21 protein-coding genes are annotated in these 26,189 nt (G+C 29.8%); 3 read left to right on the top strand and 18 right to left on the bottom strand.

Annotated elements, in window-relative coordinates; all coding sequences use genetic code 11:
* Positions 1-32: 32 nt before the first annotated feature.
* From spoVE to rsmH, 7 genes are all read right to left on the bottom strand, one after another.
* A complete protein-coding gene (spoVE, locus tag OW729_RS13520) occupies positions 33-1,151 on the bottom strand; it encodes a stage V sporulation protein E (protein ID WP_268062064.1) in 1,119 nt (372 codons plus the stop codon).
* A gap of 25 nt (positions 1,152-1,176) precedes the next feature.
* Positions 1,177-2,148, bottom strand: coding sequence for a phospho-N-acetylmuramoyl-pentapeptide-transferase (gene mraY / locus OW729_RS13515; protein ID WP_268062063.1), 972 nt, complete (start codon positions 2,146-2,148; stop codon positions 1,177-1,179).
* Positions 2,149-2,161: 13 nt separating this feature from the next.
* Positions 2,162-3,532 carry a UDP-N-acetylmuramoyl-tripeptide--D-alanyl-D-alanine ligase gene (locus OW729_RS13510; protein ID WP_268062062.1) on the bottom strand — a complete coding sequence of 457 codons (1,371 nt, stop codon included), beginning with the start codon at positions 3,530-3,532 and terminating at the stop codon, positions 2,162-2,164.
* Positions 3,533-4,978 (bottom strand): UDP-N-acetylmuramoyl-L-alanyl-D-glutamate--2,6-diaminopimelate ligase, encoded by a 1,446-nt coding sequence (locus tag OW729_RS13505; protein ID WP_268062061.1) that lies wholly within the window; start codon positions 4,976-4,978, stop codon positions 3,533-3,535.
* Between the two features lie 227 nt (positions 4,979-5,205).
* Positions 5,206-7,380 (bottom strand): stage V sporulation protein D, encoded by a 2,175-nt coding sequence (locus OW729_RS13500; protein ID WP_268062060.1) that lies wholly within the window; start codon positions 7,378-7,380, stop codon positions 5,206-5,208.
* Between the two features lie 15 nt (positions 7,381-7,395).
* Positions 7,396-7,896, bottom strand: a complete 501-nt coding sequence (locus OW729_RS13495; protein ID WP_268062059.1) for a hypothetical protein — start codon at positions 7,894-7,896, stop codon at positions 7,396-7,398.
* A gap of 27 nt (positions 7,897-7,923) precedes the next feature.
* Positions 7,924-8,853: a 16S rRNA (cytosine(1402)-N(4))-methyltransferase RsmH gene (rsmH, locus tag OW729_RS13490; protein ID WP_268062058.1), complete on the bottom strand. Its 930-nt coding sequence runs from the start codon at positions 8,851-8,853 to the stop codon at positions 7,924-7,926.
* A 396-nt stretch (positions 8,854-9,249) separates the two neighbouring features.
* On the opposite strand from rsmH, the gene ychF reads away from it, so the two are divergent.
* Positions 9,250-10,347 carry a redox-regulated ATPase YchF gene (gene ychF / locus OW729_RS13485; RefSeq protein ID WP_268062057.1) on the top strand — a complete coding sequence of 366 codons (1,098 nt, stop codon included), beginning with the start codon at positions 9,250-9,252 and terminating at the stop codon, positions 10,345-10,347.
* A 66-nt stretch (positions 10,348-10,413) separates the two neighbouring features.
* On the opposite strand, the gene OW729_RS13480 is transcribed toward ychF, so the two are convergent.
* A complete protein-coding gene (locus tag OW729_RS13480) occupies positions 10,414-12,720 on the bottom strand; it encodes an AAA family ATPase (RefSeq protein ID WP_268062056.1) in 2,307 nt (768 codons plus the stop codon).
* A gap of 253 nt (positions 12,721-12,973) precedes the next feature.
* Here OW729_RS13480 and OW729_RS13475 point away from each other — a divergent pair, with 253 nt between their 5' ends.
* A complete protein-coding gene (locus tag OW729_RS13475; RefSeq protein ID WP_268062055.1) occupies positions 12,974-13,387 on the top strand; it encodes a hypothetical protein in 414 nt (137 codons plus the stop codon).
* A 73-nt stretch (positions 13,388-13,460) separates the two neighbouring features.
* On the opposite strand, the gene OW729_RS13470 is transcribed toward OW729_RS13475, so the two are convergent.
* Positions 13,461-15,983, bottom strand: coding sequence for a calcium-translocating P-type ATPase, SERCA-type (locus OW729_RS13470; protein ID WP_268062091.1), 2,523 nt, complete (start codon positions 15,981-15,983; stop codon positions 13,461-13,463).
* Between the two features lie 392 nt (positions 15,984-16,375).
* On the opposite strand from OW729_RS13470, the gene OW729_RS13465 reads away from it, so the two are divergent.
* Positions 16,376-18,019, top strand: a complete 1,644-nt coding sequence (locus tag OW729_RS13465) for a putative manganese-dependent inorganic diphosphatase (RefSeq protein ID WP_268062054.1) — start codon at positions 16,376-16,378, stop codon at positions 18,017-18,019.
* A 157-nt stretch (positions 18,020-18,176) separates the two neighbouring features.
* Here the strand turns inward: OW729_RS13465 and OW729_RS13460 are convergent, their stop codons facing one another.
* The 9 genes from OW729_RS13460 to flhA form a co-directional block, all read right to left on the bottom strand.
* On the bottom strand, positions 18,177-18,977 hold the full coding sequence (locus tag OW729_RS13460) for a flagellar hook-basal body complex protein (RefSeq protein ID WP_268062053.1): 801 nt from the start codon (positions 18,975-18,977) through the stop codon (positions 18,177-18,179).
* A gap of 30 nt (positions 18,978-19,007) precedes the next feature.
* Positions 19,008-19,778: a flagellar hook-basal body complex protein gene (locus OW729_RS13455; protein ID WP_268062052.1), complete on the bottom strand. Its 771-nt coding sequence runs from the start codon at positions 19,776-19,778 to the stop codon at positions 19,008-19,010.
* Positions 19,775-19,921: a hypothetical protein gene (locus OW729_RS13450; RefSeq protein ID WP_268062051.1), complete on the bottom strand. Its 147-nt coding sequence runs from the start codon at positions 19,919-19,921 to the stop codon at positions 19,775-19,777. The genes OW729_RS13455 and OW729_RS13450 overlap by 4 nt, the downstream gene beginning before the upstream one ends.
* Before the next feature lie 77 nt (positions 19,922-19,998).
* Complete coding sequence (locus OW729_RS13445) at positions 19,999-20,631, bottom strand: hypothetical protein (RefSeq protein ID WP_268062050.1); 633 nt, start codon at positions 20,629-20,631, stop codon at positions 19,999-20,001.
* Between the two features lie 12 nt (positions 20,632-20,643).
* The gene (locus OW729_RS13440) at positions 20,644-21,375 is read right to left on the bottom strand and encodes a FliA/WhiG family RNA polymerase sigma factor (protein ID WP_268062049.1); all 732 of its coding nucleotides are present in this window, start codon (positions 21,373-21,375) and stop codon (positions 20,644-20,646) included.
* Between the two features lie 4 nt (positions 21,376-21,379).
* On the bottom strand, positions 21,380-22,036 hold the full coding sequence (locus tag OW729_RS13435; RefSeq protein ID WP_268062048.1) for a flagellar brake protein: 657 nt from the start codon (positions 22,034-22,036) through the stop codon (positions 21,380-21,382).
* A gap of 18 nt (positions 22,037-22,054) precedes the next feature.
* A complete protein-coding gene (locus OW729_RS13430; protein WP_268062047.1) occupies positions 22,055-22,957 on the bottom strand; it encodes a MinD/ParA family protein in 903 nt (300 codons plus the stop codon).
* Positions 22,951-24,105, bottom strand: coding sequence for a flagellar biosynthesis protein FlhF (gene flhF, locus OW729_RS13425; RefSeq protein ID WP_268062046.1), 1,155 nt, complete (start codon positions 24,103-24,105; stop codon positions 22,951-22,953). The genes OW729_RS13430 and flhF overlap by 7 nt, the downstream gene beginning before the upstream one ends.
* Positions 24,102-26,174 carry a flagellar biosynthesis protein FlhA gene (gene flhA / locus OW729_RS13420; RefSeq protein WP_407647683.1) on the bottom strand — a complete coding sequence of 691 codons (2,073 nt, stop codon included), beginning with the start codon at positions 26,172-26,174 and terminating at the stop codon, positions 24,102-24,104. The genes flhF and flhA overlap by 4 nt, the downstream gene beginning before the upstream one ends.
* Positions 26,175-26,189: the final 15 nt, after the last annotated feature.

The raw sequence follows: 26,189 nt of genomic DNA, 5'->3' as shown, positions 1-26,189 counted from the left end.
ATAATAACAGCATTGCCAAAGCAATGCTGTTATTATATAGTTGTTTGTCTGGATATATTTAATAATATACCCATTGCTATTAAATTGAAAAGAAGTGCTGATCCTCCATAACTTATAAATGGAAGAGGTACTCCAGTAACAGGCATAGATCCTGTTACAACAGCAATATTTATAATAGCCTGAACAGCTATAACTCCTGTTATTCCTATTGCTAATATTGTTCCATAAACATCTTTTGCTTTTATAGCAATTCTTATACCTCTCCATATCAACACTAAAAATAATGAAACAACAAAAATACATCCTATAAAACCAAGTTCTTCTCCTATTATTGAAAAGATAAAATCATTATGAGGTTCAGGTATGTAATAGCACTTTTGTCTAGACTTTCCAAGCCCTGTTCCTAAAATCCCCCCTGAACCTAAAGCCAAGAAAGATTGGATAAGCTGATATCCGTCTTTTTGAGGATCGGCCCAAGGATTTAAAAAACTCATAAGTCTTCTCATTCTATAAGGAACCAATACAGTAGCAGCTATGCCACCCATTGCTACCAATGACATTACAAAAGCAATATGACTTTTTTTACACCCAGAAGAAAATAATATCATAAGTGTAACTATCATTATTACAGAGGCTATACTTAAGTTTTTTTCTGCTAAAACAAGTCCAGCATAAAACCCTGAAACCAACAAATATGGCATTACCCCATATTTAAAAGTTTTAATTTTTTCTCCTTTGTTAGATATACTTTTTGCCATATACAACACAACAGTATATTTTGCAATTTCAGAAGGTTGAATAGATGGAAGTCCCGGTATTTTTATCCATCTCTGTGCACCTTTATTTGCAGGGAAAGCAAATACAACTAAAAGCAAAATTACAGCTATAATCATAATCAATGTTGTTTTGTTTTTTATCTTATGGTAGTCAAATTTCACTACAAACACCATTGCAATTAACCCTATAATTGCCGCTTCCCCTTGTTTCTTTAAAAAATACATGTCATCGTTATTATAAGCTTTGCTGTGTAGCGCTGTATAAGAACTAGCACTATAAACCATTACTATACCTACAGCAACTAAAATCATAATAGTTGCAAACAAGACAAAATCCACTTGCCCCATTTTGACCTTGGTTTTGGTCTTTTTCATAAACATATCCTCCTATTTTAGATTACTACAAGGATAAAATATTCATTAAAGATAAAAATCCTACTAGGCACAGAATAACCGTAACAATAGAAAATATAGTTACAACTTTAGTTTCATGCCATCCACTTAATTCAAAATGATGATGAAGTGGAGCCATTTTAAATACTCTCTTTTTAAACATTTTATAAGATCCTATTTGCAAAATTACTGAAACAGCTTCAGCTACATATACTCCACCCACAATAATGATTAGTAAAGGAAGTTTTAGAAGCATAGCAACAACTCCAACTACTCCCCCTAAAGCTAAAGAACCTGTATCTCCCATAAAAATTTGAGCTGGGTGTGCATTGTATCTTAAAAATCCCAAAAGGGAACCTCCTACTATAGAACAAAATACAGCAAGAGTATAATAACCTGTAGCAAAACTTACTACTGCAAAGAAAGTCATTACAAGAAGAGTTATACTTGTAGCAAGCCCATCTAACCCATCTGTTAAATTTACGGCATTAGTTGTAGCTGCAAAATAGAATATTATAAAAGGAATATAAAATACTCCTAAATCCCAAGTTTTATGAGTGAAAGGAATTATAATTGAAGTTCCTACAGATGGACTTTTATAAGCATAGTATGCTATTATGCCTGAAACTAAAATTAAAAGAATCATTTTCTGCCTTGGATTTAATCCTTCATTCTTCTTATGCGCTATTTTTAGAAAATCATCTATAAAACCTATAGCCCCAAACGAAACAAATGCAAATAATGCTAATAATGTTTCAAAACCTGGCTTTTTCATTACAATAAACACTGTTATGATAGTAGCTATTATAAATATTATTCCTCCCATAGTAGGAGTACCTGATTTAGCTTTATGGCTTTCAGGACCTTCTTCTCTTATATTTTGCCCAAACTTCAATTTATGTAACACTGGAATCAAAATCGGTCCTTGAAGTAGTGCTATCACAAAAGCTACTAATACAGAATATATCATCAAACTCATTTCCCTATCTCCTTTAATTGCTTAACTTAAGTTTCTTTACAATTTCTTCAAATTTCATACTTCTAGAAGCTTTAATAAGTATTATATCTTCATCCTTAATAAGTTCTTCTAAATATTTAATAGCTTCTGTGTTACTACTAAACATTTTAAAATTCTCATCATTATTAAACCCTTCTTTATAAGATGAATTATAATCTCCTACAGCTATAAGTTTATCTACTCCCATTTTTGCTGCATATTCTCCAATTTCTTTATGCGCCTTATGGGATTCATCACCAAGTTCTCTCATGGTACCCAACACTGCAATTTTTCTGTTTCCTTTTAATGTATTCATTACCTCAAGTGCAGCCTTCATTGAATCAGGACTTGCATTATAACAATCATCTATTATAGTATAATTATTCGCTCTTACTATATCTAACCTCATTGAAGTTACATTTAGATTTTTTATACCTTCTTTAAGTTCATCATACTCTATGTCCAAAACTCTCCCTGCTGCTATAGCTAATAAAGCATTTAATACATTATGTTTTCCTGGAACATCTATTTTAAACTTTTCTTCTTTGTTATCATTTTCAAGAGAGAATTTTACATAACTTTCTCCAAGTTCAATATTTTCAGCTTTATAATCTAATTGATTTTCAACACCAGTTTTTATTAATTTATAATCTTTTTCTTCTATTGTAGCTAACAAATCATTTTCATTATTTATTATAAGTATAGATTCTTCAGTAAAGAAATCCGTTATTTCCATTTTAGCTTTAAGTATATTTTCTCTTGTCTTTAGGTTTTCTATATGGGATATACCTACATTAGTAATTATAGCTATATCAGGTCGTGCGGTTTTTGCTAACCTATGAATTTCCCCAAAATCACTCATCCCCATTTCAAGAACAGCTACATCGTAGCTATTGTCTAGTTCAAATATCATAAGAGGAAGTCCTATTTCATTATTGAAATTCCCTTTTGTCTTAAAAACTTTAAATTTAGAACCTAAAGCTGCTGCAGTTAAATCCTTAGTAGATGTTTTTCCTGTAGAACCTGTAATACCAATAACCTTAAGATTTAATTTATTTCTGTAGTATTCCGCCAAATCTAGTAATGCCTTTCTAGTATTTTCAACTAATATAACAGAAGTATAATCTTGCAATTCTTCATTTTTAAAGTTTATTTCATCTACTATACATAAATTAGAGCCTTTTTTACTAGCGTCTGCAATATAATTATTGCCATTAAAATTCTCACCTTTTAATGCAATAAATATACTGTTTTCACAAATTTTTCTTGTATCTGTACTCACATAATTATATTTATGAAAATTATTATTTATGATTATTTTACCATCAACAGCTTTAACTATTTCTTCAAAGGTTAACTTCTCCATTTAGAACAACTCCTTTATGATATCCTTTATAACTTCTCTTTCATCAAAATGTATTGTTTCGTCTTTTAAAATTTGATAATCCTCATGCCCTTTTCCAGCTACTACAACTACATCTCCCTCTTTAGCCATCATCATAGCTTTTTTTATAGCATCTCTTCTGTTTTCAACTACTACATAATTACTTTTATCAATTCCCTCAAGGATATCTTCTATTATTTTTATTGGTTCTTCGCTTCTAGGATTGTCAGAAGTAATTATAGCTATATCTGACATTTCAGAGCCTATTTTACCCATTACAGGTCTCTTAGTTCTATCTCTATCACCACCACAACCAAAAACACTTATAAGTCTTCCTTTTGTAAATTCTTTAGCAGTTTTTAATATATTTTCTAATCCATCAGGAGTATGAGCATAATCAATAATTACATCATAATCAAGATTTGTCCCCTTTGTTGCAAGTTCACATCTTCCAGGAACAACAACATCTTTTAATCCCTTTTTAATATCTTCTAAAGAAATCCCTTCACAAATACAAGCAGCAACACTGCATAATGCATTATACACATTGTATCTTCCAGGTATATGCAATTCCATATGTATGTTCTCATTTTTGTAACACAAATCGAATTCTACACCTCTTGAGTGATTGTGAATATTTTTTGCTATAAGATCACTATTCTTTTCAACAGAATATGTAATGCTATCTCCGCTGATATCATTTAATATTTTTTCTCCATAAGTGTCATCAATATTTACTATAGAATTTTTAGACCCTTTAAACAATTTTAATTTTGCCTCATAATAATTTTGAAAGGTTTTATGGAAATCTAAATGGTCTTGAGTTAAATTAGTAAATACCCCTTCACAAAATTCTATTCCATAAACTCTATCTAAACTTAATGAATGAGAGGAAACCTCCATTACACAATACTCTATATTATTATCAACCATCTTTCTAAACAACTGATGAAGTTCAAGAGATTCTGGTGTAGTTCTTTCTGACTTTAACTTTTTATCTCCTATGTAATTTGAAATAGTACCTATAAGTCCTGTTTTATGCCCTGCATTTTCTAAAATAGATTTAATCATAAAAGTAGAAGTTGTTTTTCCATTTGTACCAGTTATACCTATTAACTTTAATTTTTTTGAAGGATTTCCGTAAAAATTTGATGCACTTATAGCTAATGCTTTTCTACAATCCTGTACTTTTATTATGCTGCACTTCCCTATCTTTTCTATATCCTTACTGCAAATTATAGCAGATGCACCTTTCTCATAGGCAGCTTTAGCATATTTATGGCCATCTACATTGAAACCTTCAATACATACAAATAAATCACCTTTTTCAACTTTTCGTGAATCGTATTCTATCTTATTAACTTCCTCATCATCACTTCCATTAATAATTTTATAGTCTAATCCTTTTAATATTTCATTTAACTTCAAAACATATCACCTCTATAATACAAATTAATGTGATTAGCAAAATACTTGCTAATCACATTTCATTTTTCAACACCTTTAATCAGTAGCCAGCTTTTTCTAGTACCCAATAACCAATTTCTAGTTACCATTTTTTTAATAAGCAGTAACTAATTTAGAAGATTTTTTTGTTTCATAGAAAGTCTAATCCCATCAACTACTAAGCAGCCACGACATCTAGTTACTAATAACTAGTCACCTATCTCTTGTAGTTTAAGAACAATAGTTGTAGTTCCTTTATTTACTTTTTTACCAGCTTCAATGCTTTGCCCTGTAACTACACCTTCACCTACAGTTTTTGCTTCAATACCTAAAGTCTTTAGAAGTTCAATAGCTTTCTCCTTGCCATAACCTCTGACACTTGGCACTACCACTTCCTTATTATAATTTGATGATGTTCCACTGTAAAGTACAATTTTACTTCCTTCATCCACTGCATAGCCTGGTTTAGGTGTCATATCAATAATATGCTCTCCCTTATTATCAATTTCATAATTTAATTTTGCTTCTTTAAGAATTTTTATTGCTTCTTCTTTTGATTTACCTCTTACCTCAGGTACAAGCACATTTTTAAGCTTTATATTTGAACCTTCTTTTAAAGACATGTAATTAAATATATCCGTAAAAACTTGTTTAGCAACAGGTGCAGCAATTTGACCACCATAATAATTACCTGGATTTGGCTCATCTATAGATACCAATACTGTAACTTTTGGATCTTCAGCTGGCGCCATACCTGCAAAAGAAGCAACATACTTGTTAGGCGCATATCCACCTCCACCCTCTTTGACCTTTTGGGCAGTTCCTGTTTTTCCTGCTATATTATAGCCTTCAACAAAAGCTTTACTTCCTCCACCTTCTGATACAACTTTTTCAAGATATCCTCTCAATCTTGCCACTACATCTTTATCTGCTACTTGTCTCTTTCCAAAATCATCAAATTGTTTATCAACAATCTTTTCATTATTTTCATCATAATGATATATTTCTTTCATAACATGAGGTCTTATCCAAGTTCCTCCATTAGCTATAGCATTCAATGCAGTTAAGTATTGAACACATGTGAGTGTATTAGTTTGACCAAAAGAAATTGTAGCTAAATCAGTTTCACTCATATTCTGTGTCTTTTTAACTATACCTGAAGCTTCTCCTGGAAGATCTATCCCAGTTTTTTGACCAAATCCAAATTTATTAATATATTTGTTTAACTTTTCAGGGCCTAATTTTCTTCCTAAATCCATAAAACCTACATTACATGAATTTTTTAATATATCTTGAAAGCTTTCTGTTCCATGTCCTACTTTTTTCCAACAATGTATTATTCTTTTACCAATAGGTAAACCACCAGTACAAGTGATTTGATATTTATCTTCATCTATAACTTTTTCTTCCATAGCAGCTGTAGCTGTAACAACTTTAAAAATAGATCCTGGCTCAAATGTATCACTTACAGCCCTATTTCTCCAATCTTTTTGAAGTTCATTAAAAGCCTTACCTTCTACCCATGGAGAATTAGGGTTATAGTCTGGTTTATTAGCCATAGCTAAAATTTCTCCATTTTTAGGATTCATAACCATTATAGTAACTGCTTTTGCTTGATTATCCTTTAAGGCTTGTTCTGCTGCTTTTTCAGAAAAATGCTGTATCATATCATCAATAGTAAGCATAACATCGCTTCCTGAAACAGGTCTTGTATACTCAGAAATAGTATAAGGTAAATCTTGACTCTTATTATCTGTTTCAGCTATTTTAACTCCTGGTATTCCAGCTAAATATTTGTTATATTTTAGCTCAACCCCTGTTAATCCCTCTCCATCAGACCTTGTATGTCCTAAAACTTGAGATAAAAAGTTATTATTTGGGTAATATCTCTTTGTATCTGGTGACACAATAACTCCTCTTATCTTTAAGTCAGTAGCCTTGTCCGCCTCTTCCTTTTCAATTCTTCTTTTCAATGTAGCAGAACCAATTGGAAGCCCTCCTGGCAATTTTTTATGAAGAATTTTTATAACTTCTTCCTTTTCCATATTCAATGCCCCTGCTAATTTAGTAGCCATATCTTCATCAGAAATTTTCTTATCCTTTTGAGTTTTTCTTAATGTATTCATGTCCAAGTCTACTCTATAGACATTAGCACTAACTGCAAGCTCATTTCCATTTCTATCAAGTATTTTACCTCTTCTTGCCTCTATCTTTACTTCGCTCGTCCATTGATTCTCAGCAATATTCTTATATTCCTCAGATTTAGCTATAGTAATATAAGAGAGCCTGCACAATAATGCAAAAAACAAAAGCAAAAGCATGCAAAAAACAAACAGCATCCTTCGCTTTATTATGACTTTGTCCATGTATTCTTTTTTTGCCACAATCAATTACCTCCATTAGAACAAAATCTTTTTTATCTTTTCTATAAAAGAATTTCCTTTGCTTTTTTCTTGTCCATTACTAATTTGTTTAAAATTATCCTTATTCAAATCTACGTACATCACGTTTGTTCTACTCTTAGGAATCATATTTGATTTTTCAGAAGCAGTTTTTTCTATTAGCTCAATATTATTATATTTTAATAAGCCAATCTTTAGACTTTCATTTTCCGCATTCATCGTAGATATTTGTTTCTTTACTCCTATAGCATTTTTTTCCATATTGTAAATAAAACAATATCTATAGATTAATGTAATAGCTACTACAAAACCTACTACTATGTTTCTTAAAATCTTTGCTTTAAGTTTTACTTTTTTTTCTCTATTAATCCTTATATGTTCTTTCTTAGATTGCTCAAGTTCTTTAAGTTTTCTTTCATCAATATGCCTTGATGGCGAGTATTCAGGTACTAAAGCACTGCTTCCATTTATAGGATTTTTTTTATTTTTCACTATCACTTTATTCCCTCCATCCCTAATTTAGAACTAAATCTTTTCTGCAACTCTAAGCTTTGCGCTCTTGCTTCTTGAATTGCATTCTTTTTCTTCATCTAATGGCTCTATTGGTTTTCTAGTAATTACTTTAATAATTGGTTCTTTGCCACATACACAAATTGGAAATTCTTTTGGACATGTACATGGATTTTCAAGTTCTTTAAATTTATTTTTAATTATCCTATCCTCTAAAGAATGGAAAGTTATTATAGAAAGTCTTCCACCTTCTTTTAAATGACTTATACTATCTTCGACTGCATCATCTAGTATATATAATTCCTTATTAACTTCAATCCTTATTGCTTGAAATGTTTTTTTTGCTGGGTGACCATTTTTTTGAAATTTCATAGGTATAGCTTTTCTTATTATGTCTACTAATTCTAGAGTAGTTTCTATATTTTTTTTCTCTCTACTCTCAACAATTCTCCAAGCTATCCTTTTTGCAAATTTCTCCTCCCCATAGTCTTTTAAAATTCTAAACAACTCTTTTTCACTGTACCCGTTAACAACATCATATGCAGAAAAACTATTCTGAGTATTCATTCTCATATCTAAAGGAGCATCTTGCATATAGCTAAATCCTCTTTCTGCAGTATCTAACTGATATGATGAAACTCCTAAATCCATCAGAATCCCATCAACTTTTTCAATTTCTAAGTCTTTTAAAATACTTTCTATATTATAAAAATTATCATGTACATAAGTTACATTTTCGTACGATTTTAATTTTTCTTTAGCAGCTTTTAAAGCATTAATATCTTGATCTATTCCAATTAATCTTCCTTTACTAGATAATCTTTTAATTATTTCACTGGAATGTCCTGCACCACCTAAGGTGCAATCTACATAGATTCCCTCTTCCTTGATATCTAGAGATTCTATAACCTCATTTAGTAATACTGGTATATGTTTAAATTCCATGGTTTTCTCCTTTTATATCTTCATCTATTGTTTGTTCGATATTACTTATATGTTTATATATTTCTAGTTTGCTCATTTTTTCGCATTACAACTACAATAAACTACAATACTATTATTCTATATAAAATTTAAAATTCCTTCAATAGTTTAATAATTTTTAATTAATTTTTTAAAAATATTAAACTAATCTAATAATTTTTTAATATAAACTCTATTTTATTATAATTTTTAATTATGAACTGTTAATGAGCAGGATTAAAATACAATTAGTATTTGCTAAAAACTTGGCAATTATTGATTGCTAATCCCTAGGCTTTGCTAGCTTGAAATAGTAACTAAACTAGAGTATAATTTATTAGGAAATTATACTAATAGATTAGAAAGGAATGTACATAGATGAAATTAGGAATTGTTGGTTTACCTAATGTAGGTAAAAGCACCTTGTTTAATGCAATAACAAAGGCTGGAGCAGAATCTGCAAACTATCCTTTTTGTACAATAGAACCAAATGTAGGAGTTGTTACTGTACCTGATGAAAGATTAGATGTACTTCAACAAATGTATGACTCTAAAAAAAAGGTTTATGCTGCTGTTGAATTTTATGATATAGCTGGACTTGTCAAAGGAGCAAGCAAAGGAGAAGGATTAGGTAATAAATTCTTATCTCACATAAGAGAAGTTGCAGCAATTGTTCATACAGTTAGATGTTTTAACGATGACAATATTGTTCACGTTGAAGGCTCTGTAGATCCTATTAGAGATATAGAAACTATAAATCTTGAATTAATATTTGCAGACCTTGAAGTGGTAGAAAGAAGAATTGAAAGAGCTACTAAAACTGCTCGTAGCGGAAATAAAGAATCTAAAGCAGAATTAGAATTACTTGAAAAAGTAAAAGCTCACTTAGAATCTAACAAACCAGTTAGAACTTTAGAAACTACAGATGAAGAAGCTGCTGTTATAAAAACATTTTTCTTAATAACTTCAAAACCAATATTATATGTAGCTAATATTTCTGAAGATGATTTAATATCAGGTAATACTGAAAATGACTTTGTTAAAAAAGTAAAAGATTATGCTGCAAAAGAAAATTCCGAAGTTGTAACCATTTGTGCTAAAATTGAAGAAGAGCTATCTTCTCTTGAAGATGATGAAAGAGATGAAATGCTTTCTGAATATGGTTTGACTGAGCCTGGATTAAATATATTAGTTCGTTCTAGTTACCATTTACTTGGTCTTATGAGTTTCTTAACTGCTGGCCAACAAGAAATAAGAGCTTGGACTATTAAAATAGGCACAAAGGCTCCTCAAGCTGGTGGAAAAATTCATACAGATATCGAAAGAGGATTTATAAGAGCCGAAATAATTTCTTATGATAAACTTGTTGAATGTGGTTCAGAATCAGCTGCTAGAGAAAAAGGCTTTTACAGACTTGAAGGTAAAGATTATGTTATGCAAAATGGAGATGTAGTTCATTTTAGATTTAATGTGTAAAAAACTATAGATTAATAAAGATGTAGGTTTATTTATATAAAAATAAATTACCTACATCTTTTTATATTATGCTTCAGTTTTACTATCTTTGTATTTTTTAATTTCTTTTTCAGCAGCATTAATGACCATTTCATATTTTCCCATTAAAATATTAATAGCATCCTTTATATCTTTCATCACATATATATGAAACTGCCTTTTTTCTATAGCATCTTCTACTTCCCTACTTAAAACTATATTATCTTTATTGTAGTATGGTATTAATACACCTTTGTCATCAATTTTGTCAATAGCTTTACAAACCTTAAAAAATCCTTCTATTTTATCATTAACTCCTCCAATAGGTTGAACTTCTCCAAATTGATTTATAGATCCTGTTACTGCAATATTTTGTTTTATAGAAATTTTACTCATTGCAGAGATCATAGAAATAAGTTCTGCTACTGATGCACTATCTCCGTCTATTTTCCCATAAACCTGTTCAAAACTCAAATGGAAATTCACAGGTAGTGTATTATATCTTCCAAAAAGCTGATTTATTAAACCTCTCAATATATTAACTGCCTTACTATGAATACTTCCACTAAGCTCACTTTGTTTTTGTACATCTATTATTGCTCCATCACCTTTATAACATGAACAAGTTATCCTTATAGGCTTTCCAAAACTAAAATACCCTGAATCTATAACAGATAATCCATTAATTTGGCCAATCCTTTTTCCTTGTATATCTATCAATATCTTATTTTGTGCATAGATTTCTCTTATCTCTTTTTCAATGATATCTTCTTCATAGGCTATGTCTAATATGTCTTCTTCAGTTATCAAACTTCTTTTACTATAAACAACTTTATTATTTGCTAGCATTAATAATTTACTTAATTCGTCTATATTAAAGTATACTTTATCTCTATGCTCAGCTTTTCTTGATAAGAATTTAGAAACTTCTCTTACTGCCCCTTTATCTAAAGGATTTAGTTTATTTTCATTACATATATTAACAATGTTTTCAATTAACGAAACTTTGGTATTATTATTAGTTTCTACTACAGGCTTATACTGAGCTTTTATTTTAAATATTTTTTTAAAATCGCTATCATAATTATACAATATATCGTAAGTATCATAATCACCTATTATAATAATTTTTTCATTTATATGAACTGGTTTAGGTTCTAATCCTTTCAATGATAAAAGTTCCACATAGCCTTTGTTGAAATCAAAATTTACATTTCCACTTAGTATGGTTTTCTTTAAATTATAGTAAGCATTAGTATTAGTTAATAAATCACTGGCTCGGAGTATTAAACATCCTTCATTAGCCTTTACTAACGCTCCTCCCTTTATTAAAGAAATATCCGTTATATAAGTTCCATTCTGACTCTTGTATTCAATGCTACCTAATAAATTTGTAATACTAGGATCCTCCTCAAAAATAACTCTTGGGCTATCATGCTCTGAGTTATCAACTAAAACATTCACATCATATCTCATAACTATATCACTTATTTTTTCTTCATCATCTTCATAAACCATAGAATACACATCTGCAACATTTTCTTCTATCTCTCTACACATTTTTTTTAAGAATCCTATAGCCTCTGAATCTTCTATGAACTCCTCATCGATAGTATCTTCTACAGGTTTTATTTCCTCATTTAAAAAAGTCTTTATAATTTTTCTTATTTTATCCAACTCAACAGTTTCAATTTCACTCAATTCTTCTAACATTTTTTGAGATTGAGTTTTTAGTTCGCTTACTTTATTCAATATTTCTTCTTTTTCTTTACTACCTAACTCATCATATTCTTTTTCTGTCATTACCTCATCATCTTTGTCTTTGTCTTTTAACGGTATAAAAGTAAATCCTTTTCCTGTAGATCTAATTTCAAAACCCGCATCATGCGATTTATCTATAAGGTCATTTACAAGTTCATTTCTTTTTTTATGAATGTTATCAATTATATCTTCCTTTTCCTTATTATTTGAACCATTATAAAAGTTATATATGCTTTTCAAATATTCCTCTTGTAGGGTTTCCACAGTTTCTTTTAAAACAATTCCTTTGCCATTAGATAAAAAGAGTGGAAAAGGATTTTCTGGATTATCATTGACAACATAGCATATATCCTTAGGCTTATTTTTCTTTTTTAAAATTTCAGATATATATTGTTTTATATTTTCTAATTTAACTTTACAAAAATCATCTATTAAATAAACATTATACCCTTCATTTTCTATCTCAAGGGCTGTTCTAATTTTTTCATAAACCTCTTCGGTATATTCAGGCATATTATACTTTTTTTTATCAAAATTTATATTATCAGTGTCAAACTTGTATTTTATATCTTTAGGCATTAATTCCATATTCATTCTTTCCCCCTCTCCTACACTTATTATATTAATATTCTTCAATTACAAATTTAGGAACACATATTTATATAAATTTGACTATGTTTTAAGAATTTATTGATTTCATGCAATAAATAAGTTTTAAAAATCAAGGTTATGGAGAAACTATCATTAGCTATTTAAAAAAAAAAAATACTATGTTATAATAAATTTTAGTTATGATTTTACTTTTATTCTGGCAGTATTAGAAATTATATGTAAAGGAGCTATTATAATGGGATTTAGAGACAAATTATCCGAACACTATACAAAATCTTATTTAAAAAAATATGGTGATAGAATTACTCAAGCACAAGGAAAAGTTATTTCTGCAAAAGTTGAAGAAAAATCTATTTTGTGGATTTTCCATAAACTTGCTGTAACTATATTAATAAAACCAGATAGATCTAAGAACATAGTAAAATGTATTTATAGAAAAAATAGGTGGTTTAAAAAACCTGAATTTATGGTTTTATCTCAAGGTCACTCAGTCGTAATCCAAGGGTTAAAAGGTAAAAAAGGAAAATCAGATAGAGAATATCTGCAAGTAATGAACATATTAAATATGACTACTAAAAAGCAACTAGTTCCTTTAGAAGGGGATGCACTAAAAAAGCTTCAAAGTGCTCAAAAAGTAAAATACCGCTAATAAAAAATCTCATGCTTTAGCATGAGATTTTTTAAGTGCTTGTATTGTTATACTCCCTAAAAGAACTTAGAAATTATCTTCTAAAAAGCAAGTATAAACTATTAATAAAGGCAATAAAACCTGAAAAGAATATAATTATACACCATTGAGCTATATTTAGAGGTACTGTATGAAAAACTCCTTGCAAAAATGGAACATAAATTATCATAAGCAGCATAGCAACAGATACTAAGACAGCTCCAAATAGATATAGATTAGTAAATAACTTCATTTGGAAAATTGAATGATTCTCAGATCTACATTCAAAAACATGAAATAGCTGTGACATTATCAAAGTACATAAAGCTAATGTTCTGCATGTTTGTAAATTCATACCATAATATTTACCACATAAGAAAGCAAAAACTGTACATACTCCAATCAAACAACCTCTTATAATTATCTTCTCTTTAAGCCCTCTAGCAAATATACTCTCATCTTTTTCTCTAGGTCTTTGTGTCATTATATCTTGATCAGGAGGATCTACACCTAAGGCAATAGCTGGTAATCCATCTGTAGCTAAATTCACAAACAATATTTGTATAGGAAGAAGAGGTGTTTCTAAATAAAATAATGACGCTAAAAACATAGTTAGAACTTCTCCCAAATTACATGATAATAAATATCTTATGAACTTTCTAATATTGTCATATATAATTCTTCCTTCTTCTACAGCAGATACTATAGTAGCAAAGTTATCATCTAGTAATATCATCGAAGAAGCTTCCTTTGTAACATCTGTGCCTGATATTCCCATAGATATACCTATATCTGATTCTTTAACTGCCGGAGCATCATTTACTCCATCTCCCGTCATAGCAACTATGTTATTTTTCTTTTTAAAAGCTTGAACTATTCTAAGTTTATGTTTTGGACTAACTCTAGCAAATACAGAAGTGGTTTTTATTTTATTTAATAAATCTTTATCTGATAATTTATCTAATTCTTCTCCTGTCATAACTTGTGATACATCCTTACATATATTAAGCTCCTTACCTATAGCATAAGCTGTATTTTTATGATCTCCTGTTATCATTATTGGTCTTATGCCAGCTCGTCTACATTTAAATACTGCTTCTTTAACTTCTGGCCTTGGAGGATCCTTCATTCCTGCTACTCCAAGGAAAATAAGATTTTGTTCTGATTTGTTGTTGCTTTCTAAGTTTTTCTCCTTGTATGCAGCTGCTATACACCTTAAAGCGTTAAAAGACATCTCCTCTACCTGTTTTATTACTCTACTCTTATATTGTCCATTAAAAGGAACTATATTGCCATTGATTAAGATGTATTGACATCTTTCTATTATTCTTTCAGGAGCTCCCTTTACATAGCAAACCTTTTTATTTTGTTCCATCACTATAACAGACATCATCTTTCTACTGGAATCAAAGGGTATGTCATATATTCTTCTGCTTTTATCTAAAAAATCTTTTAAGCTTCTTCCATCATTAAAAAAAGCTTTTATTAAAGCAGTTTCTGTAGGATCCCCTAATAAACTCTTTTCAAAATTCTTTTGGCTAAAATCATAACTACAATCATTGCAATACACAAAGGCCTTTTTTAATTTGTCAAAATTCATACTTTCATTTTTTCTTATATCGTACATTCTATCATTAAAATATATTTTCTCTACAGTCATATTATTTTGCGTTAGCGTACCTGTTTTATCGCTACATATGATGGAAGTACATCCTAGGGTTTCTACCGCAGGAAGTTTTCTTATAAGGGCATTTCTTTTAAGCATTCTTGAAACCCCTAAAGCCAATGCTACTGTAACAATTGCAGCCATACCTTCTGGAATAGCTGCCACAGCTAAACTAACTCCCACCAAAAACATCTCATATCTATCTTGTCCCCTTGCTATTCCTAATAAAGTTACAATTATACAAATAGCAGCACAAGCCACTACAAGAACTTTACCTAAGTCTGATAGTTTTTTCTTTAAAGGCGATTTGTCATGCTCAATATTTTGTAGCATATTAGCTATTTTGCCCATCTCTGTATTCATACCTGTTTCTGTTACTCTAGCAGTACCTTTTCCTTTTAAAAGTACAGTTCCCATATAAATACTGGTATTTTTTCCATAAGAATTTTTTTCTACCCCCACAGATTCACCGGTTAACAAAGATTCATCCACAATTATACTATTACCTTGAACTAATATACAGTCAGCAGGAATTCTATCTCCACTCTCTAAAACCACTAAATCTCCTGGCACCAAAAATTCTCCATTCAATACTTTAATCTCATTATCCCTTATTACTTTTGCTGTTGGTGCCGCAAGCTGTTTTAATGCTTCTAAAGATTTTTCTGTTTTATATTCTTGTGCAAATCCTAGAATGGCATTAGTAATAACTATTATAACAATAGTTATTGAATCCGCCTTTTCTCCCATAAAAGCAGAAATTATAGTGGCTGCTAAAAGCACCCATATTATAAAATCATTAAATTGTTCAAAAAATATTTTAATAGGAGATATTTTTTTCTTTTTCTTAAGTGTATTTAATCCATATTGTTGAAGTCTCCTATTAGCTTCATCTGTTGTTAAACCCATCATAATATTCTTTTCACTAATCACCTTTCTCTCCCCTTTCGCATAAATAGAGTTCTTGGCTTCAAAGGGAGTTTTTACTCCCTCTAAAGCTTAGAAATCATTATCCAGGCACGTAACCGCTCTTTACTTCCATTTTTAAGAAAATAGGAGTATTAGAAGGGGTAGTCATCGGATAAATAGAGTTCTTGGCTTCAGATGGAATTTCAAACTCCTCCTATACAGTTCATTACCCATTAAAAATTAAATTCTTCTAAACTAGTATATGAGATGTACTTATTATCTTATGAAAAAATTATATTTTTTCATAAAAATAATCACTCCCCTTATTTTTATGGTAAAATAGTAAAAGAATTTAGATAAACTTTTTAGATAAACTTTTAGGAGGTATACATTATATGAAAGACATAATTTATGTAACAGGACATAAGAATCCAGACACCGATTCTATTTGTTCTGCCATTGCATACGCTGAATTTAAGAATAAAACTCAAGACGTAGAAGCTATTCCAATCAGACTAGGAAATATAAGCAAAGAAACTCAATTTGCTTTAGATTATTTTAAAGTTAAGGAACCAAAACTTATAGATACTCTAAAAACTAAAGTTAAAGATTTAGATATGGACAAAGCAGCTCCCCTATCTCCAGATGTTTCTTTAAAAACTGCTTGGAATATATTGAAAAAAAACAACATGAAAACTGTTACTGTTGTAAATGGAGATGATACATTTTTAGGTGTTGTTAGTATCTCTAATTTAACATCAGCTTACATGGATATTTGGGATAATTACATACTTGGCAAGAGTGGAACCACTTACGAAAACATATTAGATACTTTATCAGGCAAAGCAATATACTTTAATGAAAAACTCCCCAATTTTAAAGGAAAAATAATTGTAGCTGCTATGGATCCAGCTGGGATAAAAGAGGTTTTAGAAGAAGGAGATATAGCAATTTGTGGAAATAGAATAGATGCTCAAGAAATCATTATAGATGGTAAGGCTTCTTTAATGATAGTTGCTGGTAATCATGAAATTGATAGTTCTATTATAGAAAAGGCTACTAAACAAGGATGCTCTATTATAGCTACCCCTTATGATTCTTTTACTGCTTCTAGAATGATTATACAAAGTATACCTGTAAAATATGTAATGACACCTAAAGATGATGTTATATTCTTTAAAACAGATGAGTTTGTTGAAGATATAAAAAATACTATGACAAAGACTAGATTTAGAAGTTATCCTATTCTTGATGCAAATAATAAGGCTATAGGAGCAATATCAAGATTCCACTTGATTTCTCAATCAAATAAAAATGTTATTCTAGTTGATCATAATGAAAGATCTCAATCAATAAATGGACTAGAAGATGCCCATATTCTAGAAATAATTGACCATCACAGACTCGCTGATATACAAACTGGTCACCCTATTTATTTTAGAAATGAACCAGTAGGATGTACCGCTACTATTGTGGCATCTATGTTCTTTGAAAATGGCATAAGACCATCTAAGAAAATTGCAGGATTACTATGTAGCGCAATTATATCAGATACTTTATTATTCAAATCACCTACTTCAACTAATATAGATAAGCTAATCTTAAACAGACTTGCTAAAATAGCTGATATAAATGTAGAAACTTATGCTAATGAAATGTTTAAAGCAGGAACATCCTTAGCTGGTAAAACTGTTGAGGAAATATTTAATCAAGATTTTAAACCTTTCACTATAGTAGATAAAAAGATAGGAGTTGGCCAAGTCTCTACTATGGACATAGATGGATTCGAACCTATGAAAGAAAAAATGCTTGATTATATGAACAATAAATGTTCTTCTGAGGATTATGATTCACTAATATTAATGCTTACTGACATAATGAAAAATGGTTCTCAGTTAATCGTTGTAGGTAAAAAATTAGACTTTGTAGAAAAAGCATTTAATGTAACACTAGAAAATAACACTGCTTATGTACCTAATCTTCTTTCTAGAAAAAAACAAGTAATTCCTCCACTAACAGCTGCAGTGGAACAAGAATAAAAATAAGATGTATCTTCAATAAAAAATGCACAATATATTAAAATTCTAATATACTGTGCATTTTCTATTCTTTCCGTTCTCTTAAGAATATGTTTAAAATTGTTCAATTCATTATAATTAGAAATTATACGAATTCAATAACTTTTAAAACATATCCTTATCTACCTCTTATATTATTTGCCATTTGCCACATCTCATCAGCAGTTTTAAGGGCATTAGAATTTAATTGGAAAGCTCTTTGATTTATAATCATCTGTGAAAATTCTTCTTCAATTTTTACATTTGAATTTTCAACATGTCCTTGAAGAATATTCGTATCTCTTTTTTCAAATACTTGAGTTTGTCTTTGGTTACCATTTTCATCTACAATAATTTCTGGAGAGTATAAATTTTTACCTATACTTTTCATAGAATTATCTCCTAGAGCATCATAAACTGGTATTCTTAAATTTCCAAAATTATTTCCTAATACATTCCCATTTTCATCAACTACAAAATTTTTCTCATTAAATCTTATATTACTATTTGACACATTTACATTTTGTCCTCTATCGTTTAATACTACTAACCTATTTCCATTAGGATCTACAATTCTACCATCAGAGTCAATGTTAAAAGAACCACTTCTAGTATAGGCTTCATTACCATTTGCATCTATTACTTTAAAATACCCTTTACCATCTAATGCTAGATCTGTTTTAACTTCAGTATTTATTAAAATTCCTTGAGAATTATCCTTAAACAACTCAGAAGTCTTTACACCTGTACCTGTAGCAGCATTTGCATCATTAGTAGGATATCCTTGTCTTTTTAATGTCTCTTGTACTAAACTTTGAAAATTCACATCTACTTTTTTATAACCTATTGTATTTATATTACTTAAGTTATTCGATATAGTATCCATCTTTTCCATAGTAGCTGACATACCAGCTCTTGAATTCCATATGCTTCTAAGCAATTTATCCACCCCTTTTTCTAGGTACTAATTTTAAACTCTTCCTACCTCATTTACTGTTTTCCCTAGTGTTTCATCTAAAGATTGTATAACTTTTTGACTACTTTCAAAACTTCTCATAGTCATCATCATATCTGACATTTCAGCCATAATATTTACATTTGATTTTTCTAAAGAATTTTGGAATACTCTTGCATTTATTTCAGTAGGATTTTCTCCTTGAAATAAATTATCCTCCATCTTCTTTAGAGATGAATAATCTTGAAAATCAGCTATGTATAATTTGTATGAAGGAGCACCATTAATATTTATATTGCCTCCATCATCAGACTTCATCTCTCCATTCCCTACATAAATTGGCTCTACATTTCCATTTCTAATATTTCTTCCTAAAACTCTATCTCCAGAACTATTAGCTAAATATCCTGAATTATCTATGTGGAATTGTCCGTCTCTTGTATATAATCTGTTTCCAGTTGTACCTCTAGTTACAGTAAAAAAACCTCTTCCATTAATTGCAAAATCTGTATCTTTATCTGTTCCCGTAATAACTCCTTGCTGAAACAAAGTATATGTACCATCTATTTTGCTTCCCATACTTAAAGTTCCAATTTCATTTCTTACATTTTTTCCATTTTGTATCTTATCATAATTTTGTATCATAACATCTTCAAATTTTTTAGCTATTAAATTATCTTTTTTATATCCAATAGTATTAGCGTTAGCCAAATTATTACTTATTGTATCCTGTTTTGCTTCCTGTGTTATTAAACCAGAAACTGCCGTGTATATACTCCTTATCATTTTTTCACATCCTTATTATTTGAATTTTTATCTGTACTTTTAGGAATAACTTTCTGTTCATCCCTATATTCCATACCGTATTGTCTAGCTTTAAGTTCTACTTCATATCTAGATAAATTTACACTTATCTTGGCACTTGTCATTGCAACAGTAGCAATTATGATTCCTATACCTATACCTATTAATACTTTTCTATCACTTAAAAAATTTACTGTTTTTTTTATTTTAAGTATAATTCCTTTATTAATAGCACTTCCCCCTTATTCACCTTTAATTTATTGGCAATTTCATCCACGCCTAATCCTTCTTCAATAAGACGTTGAATCTCACTTACCTTTACATTATTCACCTTATGATTTTCATGAACTTCAGGAGTTTCTTCACTTTCTGTTTTTTCTTCTTGGTTTTCATCCTCTTTATTCTTTATATGTTCTTCTTCATTTGTATCCTTCTTCATTTCTACAGTTTCTTCTTTATCTTGAGTTTTTTTAAGATCACTTTCTGTTTTAGTCCCTACCTTATCTTTATCGTCATTATCTTCTATATCTTTATCTAAAACTTCACTATGTTTATTGTTTTCACTGGGTAACTCTTCATGAAATGTAGTTTTGTATTTGTCATCACAATCCTTAGTATGTATACCTTCTTCTAATACTATAATTTGACTTTGAATTTCTACAAGCGTTTCTGCAAACTCTTTTCTTAACTTTCCTATTTCTACCTCATAATCTCCAATATTTTTTTCTTTCTCATGAAGTATTTTCTCAAAATTATTCTCTTCTCTTTTAACAGCATTGATATTAAATAAAATTAAAATAGCACCTATAATTAACAAAAAAATAGCAGTAAACATATATACACCTCTTTATTTAATATCATATTTAAGTGTGAATAGTTTTTTTCTAAGATTAACTATAGCTCTACTGTGAAGTTGGCAAACTCTTGATTCTGATACTCCAAGTACATTTCCTATTTCCTTTAAAGTAAGCCCTTCATAATAATATAATGTTATAACTATTCTATCCTTTTCATTAAGGATTTCAATTGCCTTAGCAAGATATTCTGTTTGTTCTTTTTCTTGAACATTTCTTTCTGGATTAGGACTATTCTCATCTTCTATAGTTCCAATTAAAAGCATATCATCCTCTTCTGAAAATATTAAATCCTCTAAAGAAACCACAGAAATATAATTTATAAAATTCTCTACTTCTCCAACTTCACCTACAGACATCCCTAATTCATTAGCAATCTCTATACCGTTTGGTTCTCTTAAGTTCTTCTTTTGAAGGCTCTCTACAGCTCTATTATACCTGTTTAATTTGTCCATAGCTCCTTTGGATATAGGACTATTTTTTCTTATTTCATCTATCATGGCTCCTCTTATCCTGATAGAAGCATAAGTAGAAAACTTCATTCCTTTGCTTTCATCAAACTTATTAAGAGCATCCATGAGCCCCACCATACCATAACCTAGCAAATCTTCAAAGTCAATATATTTACTCTTACCTATAATCACTCTAGATGCGATATATTTTACAAGGGGTATATATTTTTTTACAATCTGTTCTCTTACATCTAAATTGGTAGCTATGGCCATTTTTTTACTCCTCCTTTAATCCCTTCTTCATCTGCTCTCTCATAATTTTAAATACGTATTGTATAACTCTATCTTGTTCTCTAAGATTTATTTGTTCAAATTTAACTCCATTTATGTTTTCTTTTAAGTCATCTTTGCTAGCTCTTATAACTTTTCCTTTTACCATCATACCTTTACCATCTAAAGGAATAGCTATAATTAAATGTTCCCCAGGCTTTAATTCCTCTTTTGTTTTTAATTTTATTCCTCCACCACTTAAATCTAGAGCAATGGCTTTTAAAAACTTTAATTCGCTTAAATAATTTTTACTTAAAGATACTCCTTCTTTAACAACTGCATATTTTACATCTAAAAGCAAACTTATTCTTACAAATTTTCTTCTTTGAATTTTTTTATATCTTTCTGGAGAAAGTATCCATACAAGAGGTATATTTCTTCGTTCTCTTCCAACTACAGTGGTTGTAAACTCGTATATACACTTATCATCATAATAATAAACATCGATTCTCTCCCCTTTATTAAGGGGCAAATACCCTCTCTCTTTTATCGGAATGCTTATAGCTACACAGTTATCTTTTGTATCTTGAATATCACATAAATATGCTTCATCGTTGTATATAACTTCTACTTTGCTATTAATATTGAAATTAATTCCTTCCATTTATGTCTTATTCCCCCCTTAAGTAAAAATTCTAAATATTTTTTCGAATAATCCTTTTACTTCACCTTTCTTATTATGTTCATTATTACTTCCACAAAGTTTTAAGGCAATTTTTTCTATATCTTTAGAAGCATCACAATTTGGATAATTAATCACAAAAGGCTTTTGTGCTCTAACAGCTTGTACTAACTTTCTATCTTCTTTAATATCTCCTAGGTGCTGAAGCCTCATATCCAAAAATTTATCCGCTGCATTATTAAGTTTACTAAATGTTGCTTTTCCTTCTCTTTCTTCTATTACTTTATTAACAACTATTTTTGAAGATTTTTTAACTTTAAAATAACTAACAGCTTTCATTAAACTATATGCATCAGTTATAGATGTAGGTTCTGGAGTAGTAACAATTATAACTTCATCGCAACAATCAATAAATCCTAATACGCTTCTATTTATTCCTGCTCCAGTATCCATTAGTATAAAATCTAAGCCTTCTAAAAGATTAAGTTTATTAAAAAATGCTTCCCTTTGTTCCTCATTTATTTCATCTAGCCTGTTTAGCCCTGAACCTGCTGGCAGAAGTTTTATACCATAAGGGCCCTCAATAACTACATCCTCTATATCCATATTTTTCAATATTATATCATATATATTATACTTAGGTAAGAACCCCATTAATACATCATCGTTTCCCATTCCTACATCTGCATCAAATATTAAAACTGATTTACCCATTCTTTGAAGGGTTATTCCTAGGTTAACAACAAAATTACTTTTTCCCACCCCTCCTTTTCCAGAAGTGATGGTTATAATTTTACAACCACTATTAAGATCATTATCTTTCATATCCAACATTTCATGATTTGAATTTTCATTATTTCTATATTGAGCTAATCTCCTTAGTGTTTGTGCTTGATCTAGCATATAAAGTCCTCTCCTAAAATAAGATTCGTAATTTCTTCACAGGTTATTTTTTTGATATCATCTGGTACATTCTGGCCTGTAGTTACGAAACTTAAAGGCTTCTTTGTGTAATGTAATATATTAAGTATGGATCCATAGGTAGTTGTTTCATCTAATTTTGTTATTATTACATTATTAAAATCAAGAGATTTGTATCCTTCAATTATAGAATTTATGTCCTTATCTTTGGTCGTGCAACTTATAACTAAATGTATATTATCTGTTTCAGCCTTTTGTATAAAGGAATTAAGTTCTGCAATTTGCATTTTGTTTTTGCTACTGCGTCCTGTAGTATCAATTAAAACTACGTCACAATCTTTCATACTATTAATCGCTTCTTCCATTTCCTTTGGAGATATAATCACCTTAAAAGGTATATTCATTATGTCTGCATAAGTACTTAGCTGTTCTACTGCTCCTATTCTATATGTATCAATAGTTATAAGTCCTACCTTTTTCTTTTCTATAAGAGATAATCTTCCAGCTAACTTTGCAATAGTAGTTGTTTTGCCAACTCCCGTAGGACCTACTAAAACTACAGTGCCTTGCATTTTAGTATTTGAAATTTGTGTTTCTTCATTTATAATTCTTTTTACTTTCTCATATTCCTCCATGCTATCATCTATTGTATTAATTTTATCTAAAATATCTTCTATTATAGTATTATTTATATCATTTTCTTCTAAAGTAAGTTCTAATTGGCTTTTTTCCTCATGTTCTTCCTTATTTGCTATAGTTGTCATAATTTTTTTCATTTCTTGCATTTCTCTTAGCAAATCATTTTCAGTTTTTTCATACTTTTGCTCTTCTTTATTTGATTTGTTTTTATTCTCTTTATTCATAGTTAATTGATTAGAATCTATTTTAGAAGGTTCTTTAAATTTCATTACTTGTTTTATAGCATCTATGCTATTTTTCATATCTTCCTTAAGATCATCTTTGTTATCTATGGCTGCTGTAACTTCTATTATCTTTGAAGAAAAAATACCTCTAATCCCTGGCTTCCTTATTTTTCTTTGACTGATTATAACAGCATCTTTTCCTAGCTCATACCTAATTCTACTCATAGCCTCATTCATATTATTAACTATGTATTTTTTTATAATCATTGATAAGTCACAACTCCTTCAGTTCTGATTTCTATATCATTAGGTATCTCATTTAAAGACAGTATGTTTATACCAGGGAATACCATCTCGGTAAGTTTCCTAAAAGCTGGCCTTATCTTTGGAGATACAAGTATAACAGGTTGATTTCCATAAAAATTCACCGTATCCAAAACATTCTTTATAGATTCAAATATTTGTCCTGTAATCTCAGGATCTATTGCAGGGAAAGAACCTTGCATAGACTTTTGAATGCTATTTCCTATTAACTCTTCAAGTTCAGGTGAAAGAATCGCCACAGTAATACTTCCATTCTCATCTACTAATTCATTACATATATTTCTTGCCAAAGCAAATCTAACATATTCTGTAAGAACCTCAATGTCTTTTGTAGTTCTAGAATTATCCGCAAGAGATTCTAATATAGTTACCATATCCTTTATTGAAACTTTTTCTTTTAAAAGACTTTGAAGTACTTTTTGAATTTCTCCAATAGTCATTAAGTCAGGTATTAACTCTTCTACAACCGTAGAATATTTTTCTTTTACTGTATCAATAATAAGTTTAGTTTCTTGTCTTCCTAATAATTCATAAGAATGAGATTTTATAATCTCTGTTAAATGAGTTACCATTACTGTAGTAGGATCTACAACAGTTAGTCCTTTTATTTCAGCTTCTTCTCTTTGATCATGATTTATCCAAAGAGCTGGAAGTCCAAAAGTAGGTTCTATAGTTCTAATACCTTCAATGCTCATTTCATCTCCACTAGGATCCATACAAAGAAGCATATTTGGCATAAGTTCTCCTCTAACAATAGCTGTTCCTCTTATCTTTATCACATACTCATTCGTTTTTAATTGTAAGTTATCTCTTATTCTTATAGGCTGTACTATTATACCCATTTCTATAGCACACTGACGTCTAACCGAAGCAATTCTTTGAAGTAAATCGCCTCCCGATGCTTCATCAGCTAAAGGTATTAATCCATACCCTATCTCTATGTCCATAGGTTCTACTGCTATTAAAGTTGTAACATTTTCTGGTTCTCTTTTTTCACTTTCAATAATCTCTTCCTCTTCTGTTTGCATTTGAAGTATAACTTTTTCTTTTTCATCATTATAAAGAAAATATGCACTTACTGCTGTAGCAATAGCTAAAACAAAGAAAACGAATTTAGGCATTCCTGGAATAAATCCTAAAAATAATAGTACTGCTGAAGCTATACCTAAAACCTTAGGAAATCCTGTTAATTGTTTTGTTAATAAGTTTCCTAAGTTTTCACTAGAAGCTGAACGAGTTACAAGTATACCTGAAGCAACTGATATTAAAAGTGCTGGTATTTGTCCAACAAGTCCATCTCCTATAGTAAGTCTTACATAAGTAGCAGCTGCATCTGTTGCTGGCATTCCCTGCATTCCAACTCCTATAATTATACCCGCAATTACATTTATAAGAGTTATTATTATACCTGCAATAGCATCACCTTTTACGAATTTAGAAGCACCATCCATAGCTCCATAAAAATTTGCTTCTTCTTGAATTTTTTCACGTCTTTCCCTAGCTTGTACTTCAGATATAAGACCTGCATTAAGGTCTGCATCTATACTCATTTGTTTTCCTGGCATAGCATCTAATGTAAATCTAGCTGAAACTTCCGATACTCTGCCTGCACCATTTGTAATTACTACAAACTGAATAATTATAATGATTAAAAATATTATTACTCCAACTACATAGTTTCCGCCTACAACAAAGCTTCCAAAGGTTTCAATTATATCCCCTGCGTAATGGTCTTTAAGTATTAACCTTGTTGACGATATGTTAAGTCCCAACCTAAAAAGTGTAGTTATTAAAAGAAGTGTTGGGAAAACAGAAAATTGAAGAACTTCTGTTGTAAACATAGTGAGTAATATAATTACACAAGAAATTGTTATATTAAATGCAAGTAACACATCTAGTATTGATGGTGGCAAAGGAATAATTATCATAAGTACTATACCTATTACCCCAAAAGCTATAATTATATCTGTGTAATTTTTAATTTTAGAATTTATTTTTTTAACATTCTCCAAAAATCTCACCCTTTA

The sequence above is a fragment of the Clostridium brassicae genome (assembly GCF_026738875.1).
GTDB classification, from domain to species: domain Bacteria; phylum Bacillota; class Clostridia; order Clostridiales; family Clostridiaceae; genus Clostridium_H; species Clostridium_H brassicae.
This window is presented reverse-complemented; position numbering and strand designations above follow the sequence as displayed.

What these genes read in the sequence shown, in the direction of transcription:
- OW729_RS13430 (WP_268062047.1), bottom strand. Translation starts at nt 22,957, where the DNA reads ATGCTAGATCAAGCACAAACACTAAGGAGATTAGCTCAATATAGAAAT.
- OW729_RS13475 (WP_268062055.1), top strand. Translation starts at nt 12,974, where the DNA reads ATGGGATTTAGAGACAAATTATCCGAACACTATACAAAATCTTATTTA.
- OW729_RS13455 (WP_268062052.1), bottom strand. Translation starts at nt 19,778, where the DNA reads ATGATAAGGAGTATATACACGGCAGTTTCTGGTTTAATAACACAGGAA.
- OW729_RS13450 (WP_268062051.1), bottom strand. Translation starts at nt 19,921, where the DNA reads ATGACAAGTGCCAAGATAAGTGTAAATTTATCTAGATATGAAGTAGAA.
- rsmH (WP_268062058.1), bottom strand. Translation starts at nt 8,853, where the DNA reads ATGGAATTTAAACATATACCAGTATTACTAAATGAGGTTATAGAATCT.
- spoVE (WP_268062064.1), bottom strand. Translation starts at nt 1,151, where the DNA reads ATGAAAAAGACCAAAACCAAGGTCAAAATGGGGCAAGTGGATTTTGTC.
- OW729_RS13440 (WP_268062049.1), bottom strand. Translation starts at nt 21,375, where the DNA reads ATGGCCATAGCTACCAATTTAGATGTAAGAGAACAGATTGTAAAAAAA.
- flhF (WP_268062046.1), bottom strand. Translation starts at nt 24,105, where the DNA reads ATGATTATAAAAAAATACATAGTTAATAATATGAATGAGGCTATGAGT.
- OW729_RS13480 (WP_268062056.1), bottom strand. Translation starts at nt 12,720, where the DNA reads ATGAATATGGAATTAATGCCTAAAGATATAAAATACAAGTTTGACACT.
- mraY (WP_268062063.1), bottom strand. Translation starts at nt 2,148, where the DNA reads ATGAGTTTGATGATATATTCTGTATTAGTAGCTTTTGTGATAGCACTA.
- OW729_RS13445 (WP_268062050.1), bottom strand. Translation starts at nt 20,631, where the DNA reads ATGTTTACTGCTATTTTTTTGTTAATTATAGGTGCTATTTTAATTTTA.
- ychF (WP_268062057.1), top strand. Translation starts at nt 9,250, where the DNA reads ATGAAATTAGGAATTGTTGGTTTACCTAATGTAGGTAAAAGCACCTTG.
- OW729_RS13435 (WP_268062048.1), bottom strand. Translation starts at nt 22,036, where the DNA reads ATGGAAGGAATTAATTTCAATATTAATAGCAAAGTAGAAGTTATATAC.
- OW729_RS13470 (WP_268062091.1), bottom strand. Translation starts at nt 15,983, where the DNA reads ATGATGGGTTTAACAACAGATGAAGCTAATAGGAGACTTCAACAATAT.
- OW729_RS13465 (WP_268062054.1), top strand. Translation starts at nt 16,376, where the DNA reads ATGAAAGACATAATTTATGTAACAGGACATAAGAATCCAGACACCGAT.
- OW729_RS13510 (WP_268062062.1), bottom strand. Translation starts at nt 3,532, where the DNA reads ATGGAGAAGTTAACCTTTGAAGAAATAGTTAAAGCTGTTGATGGTAAA.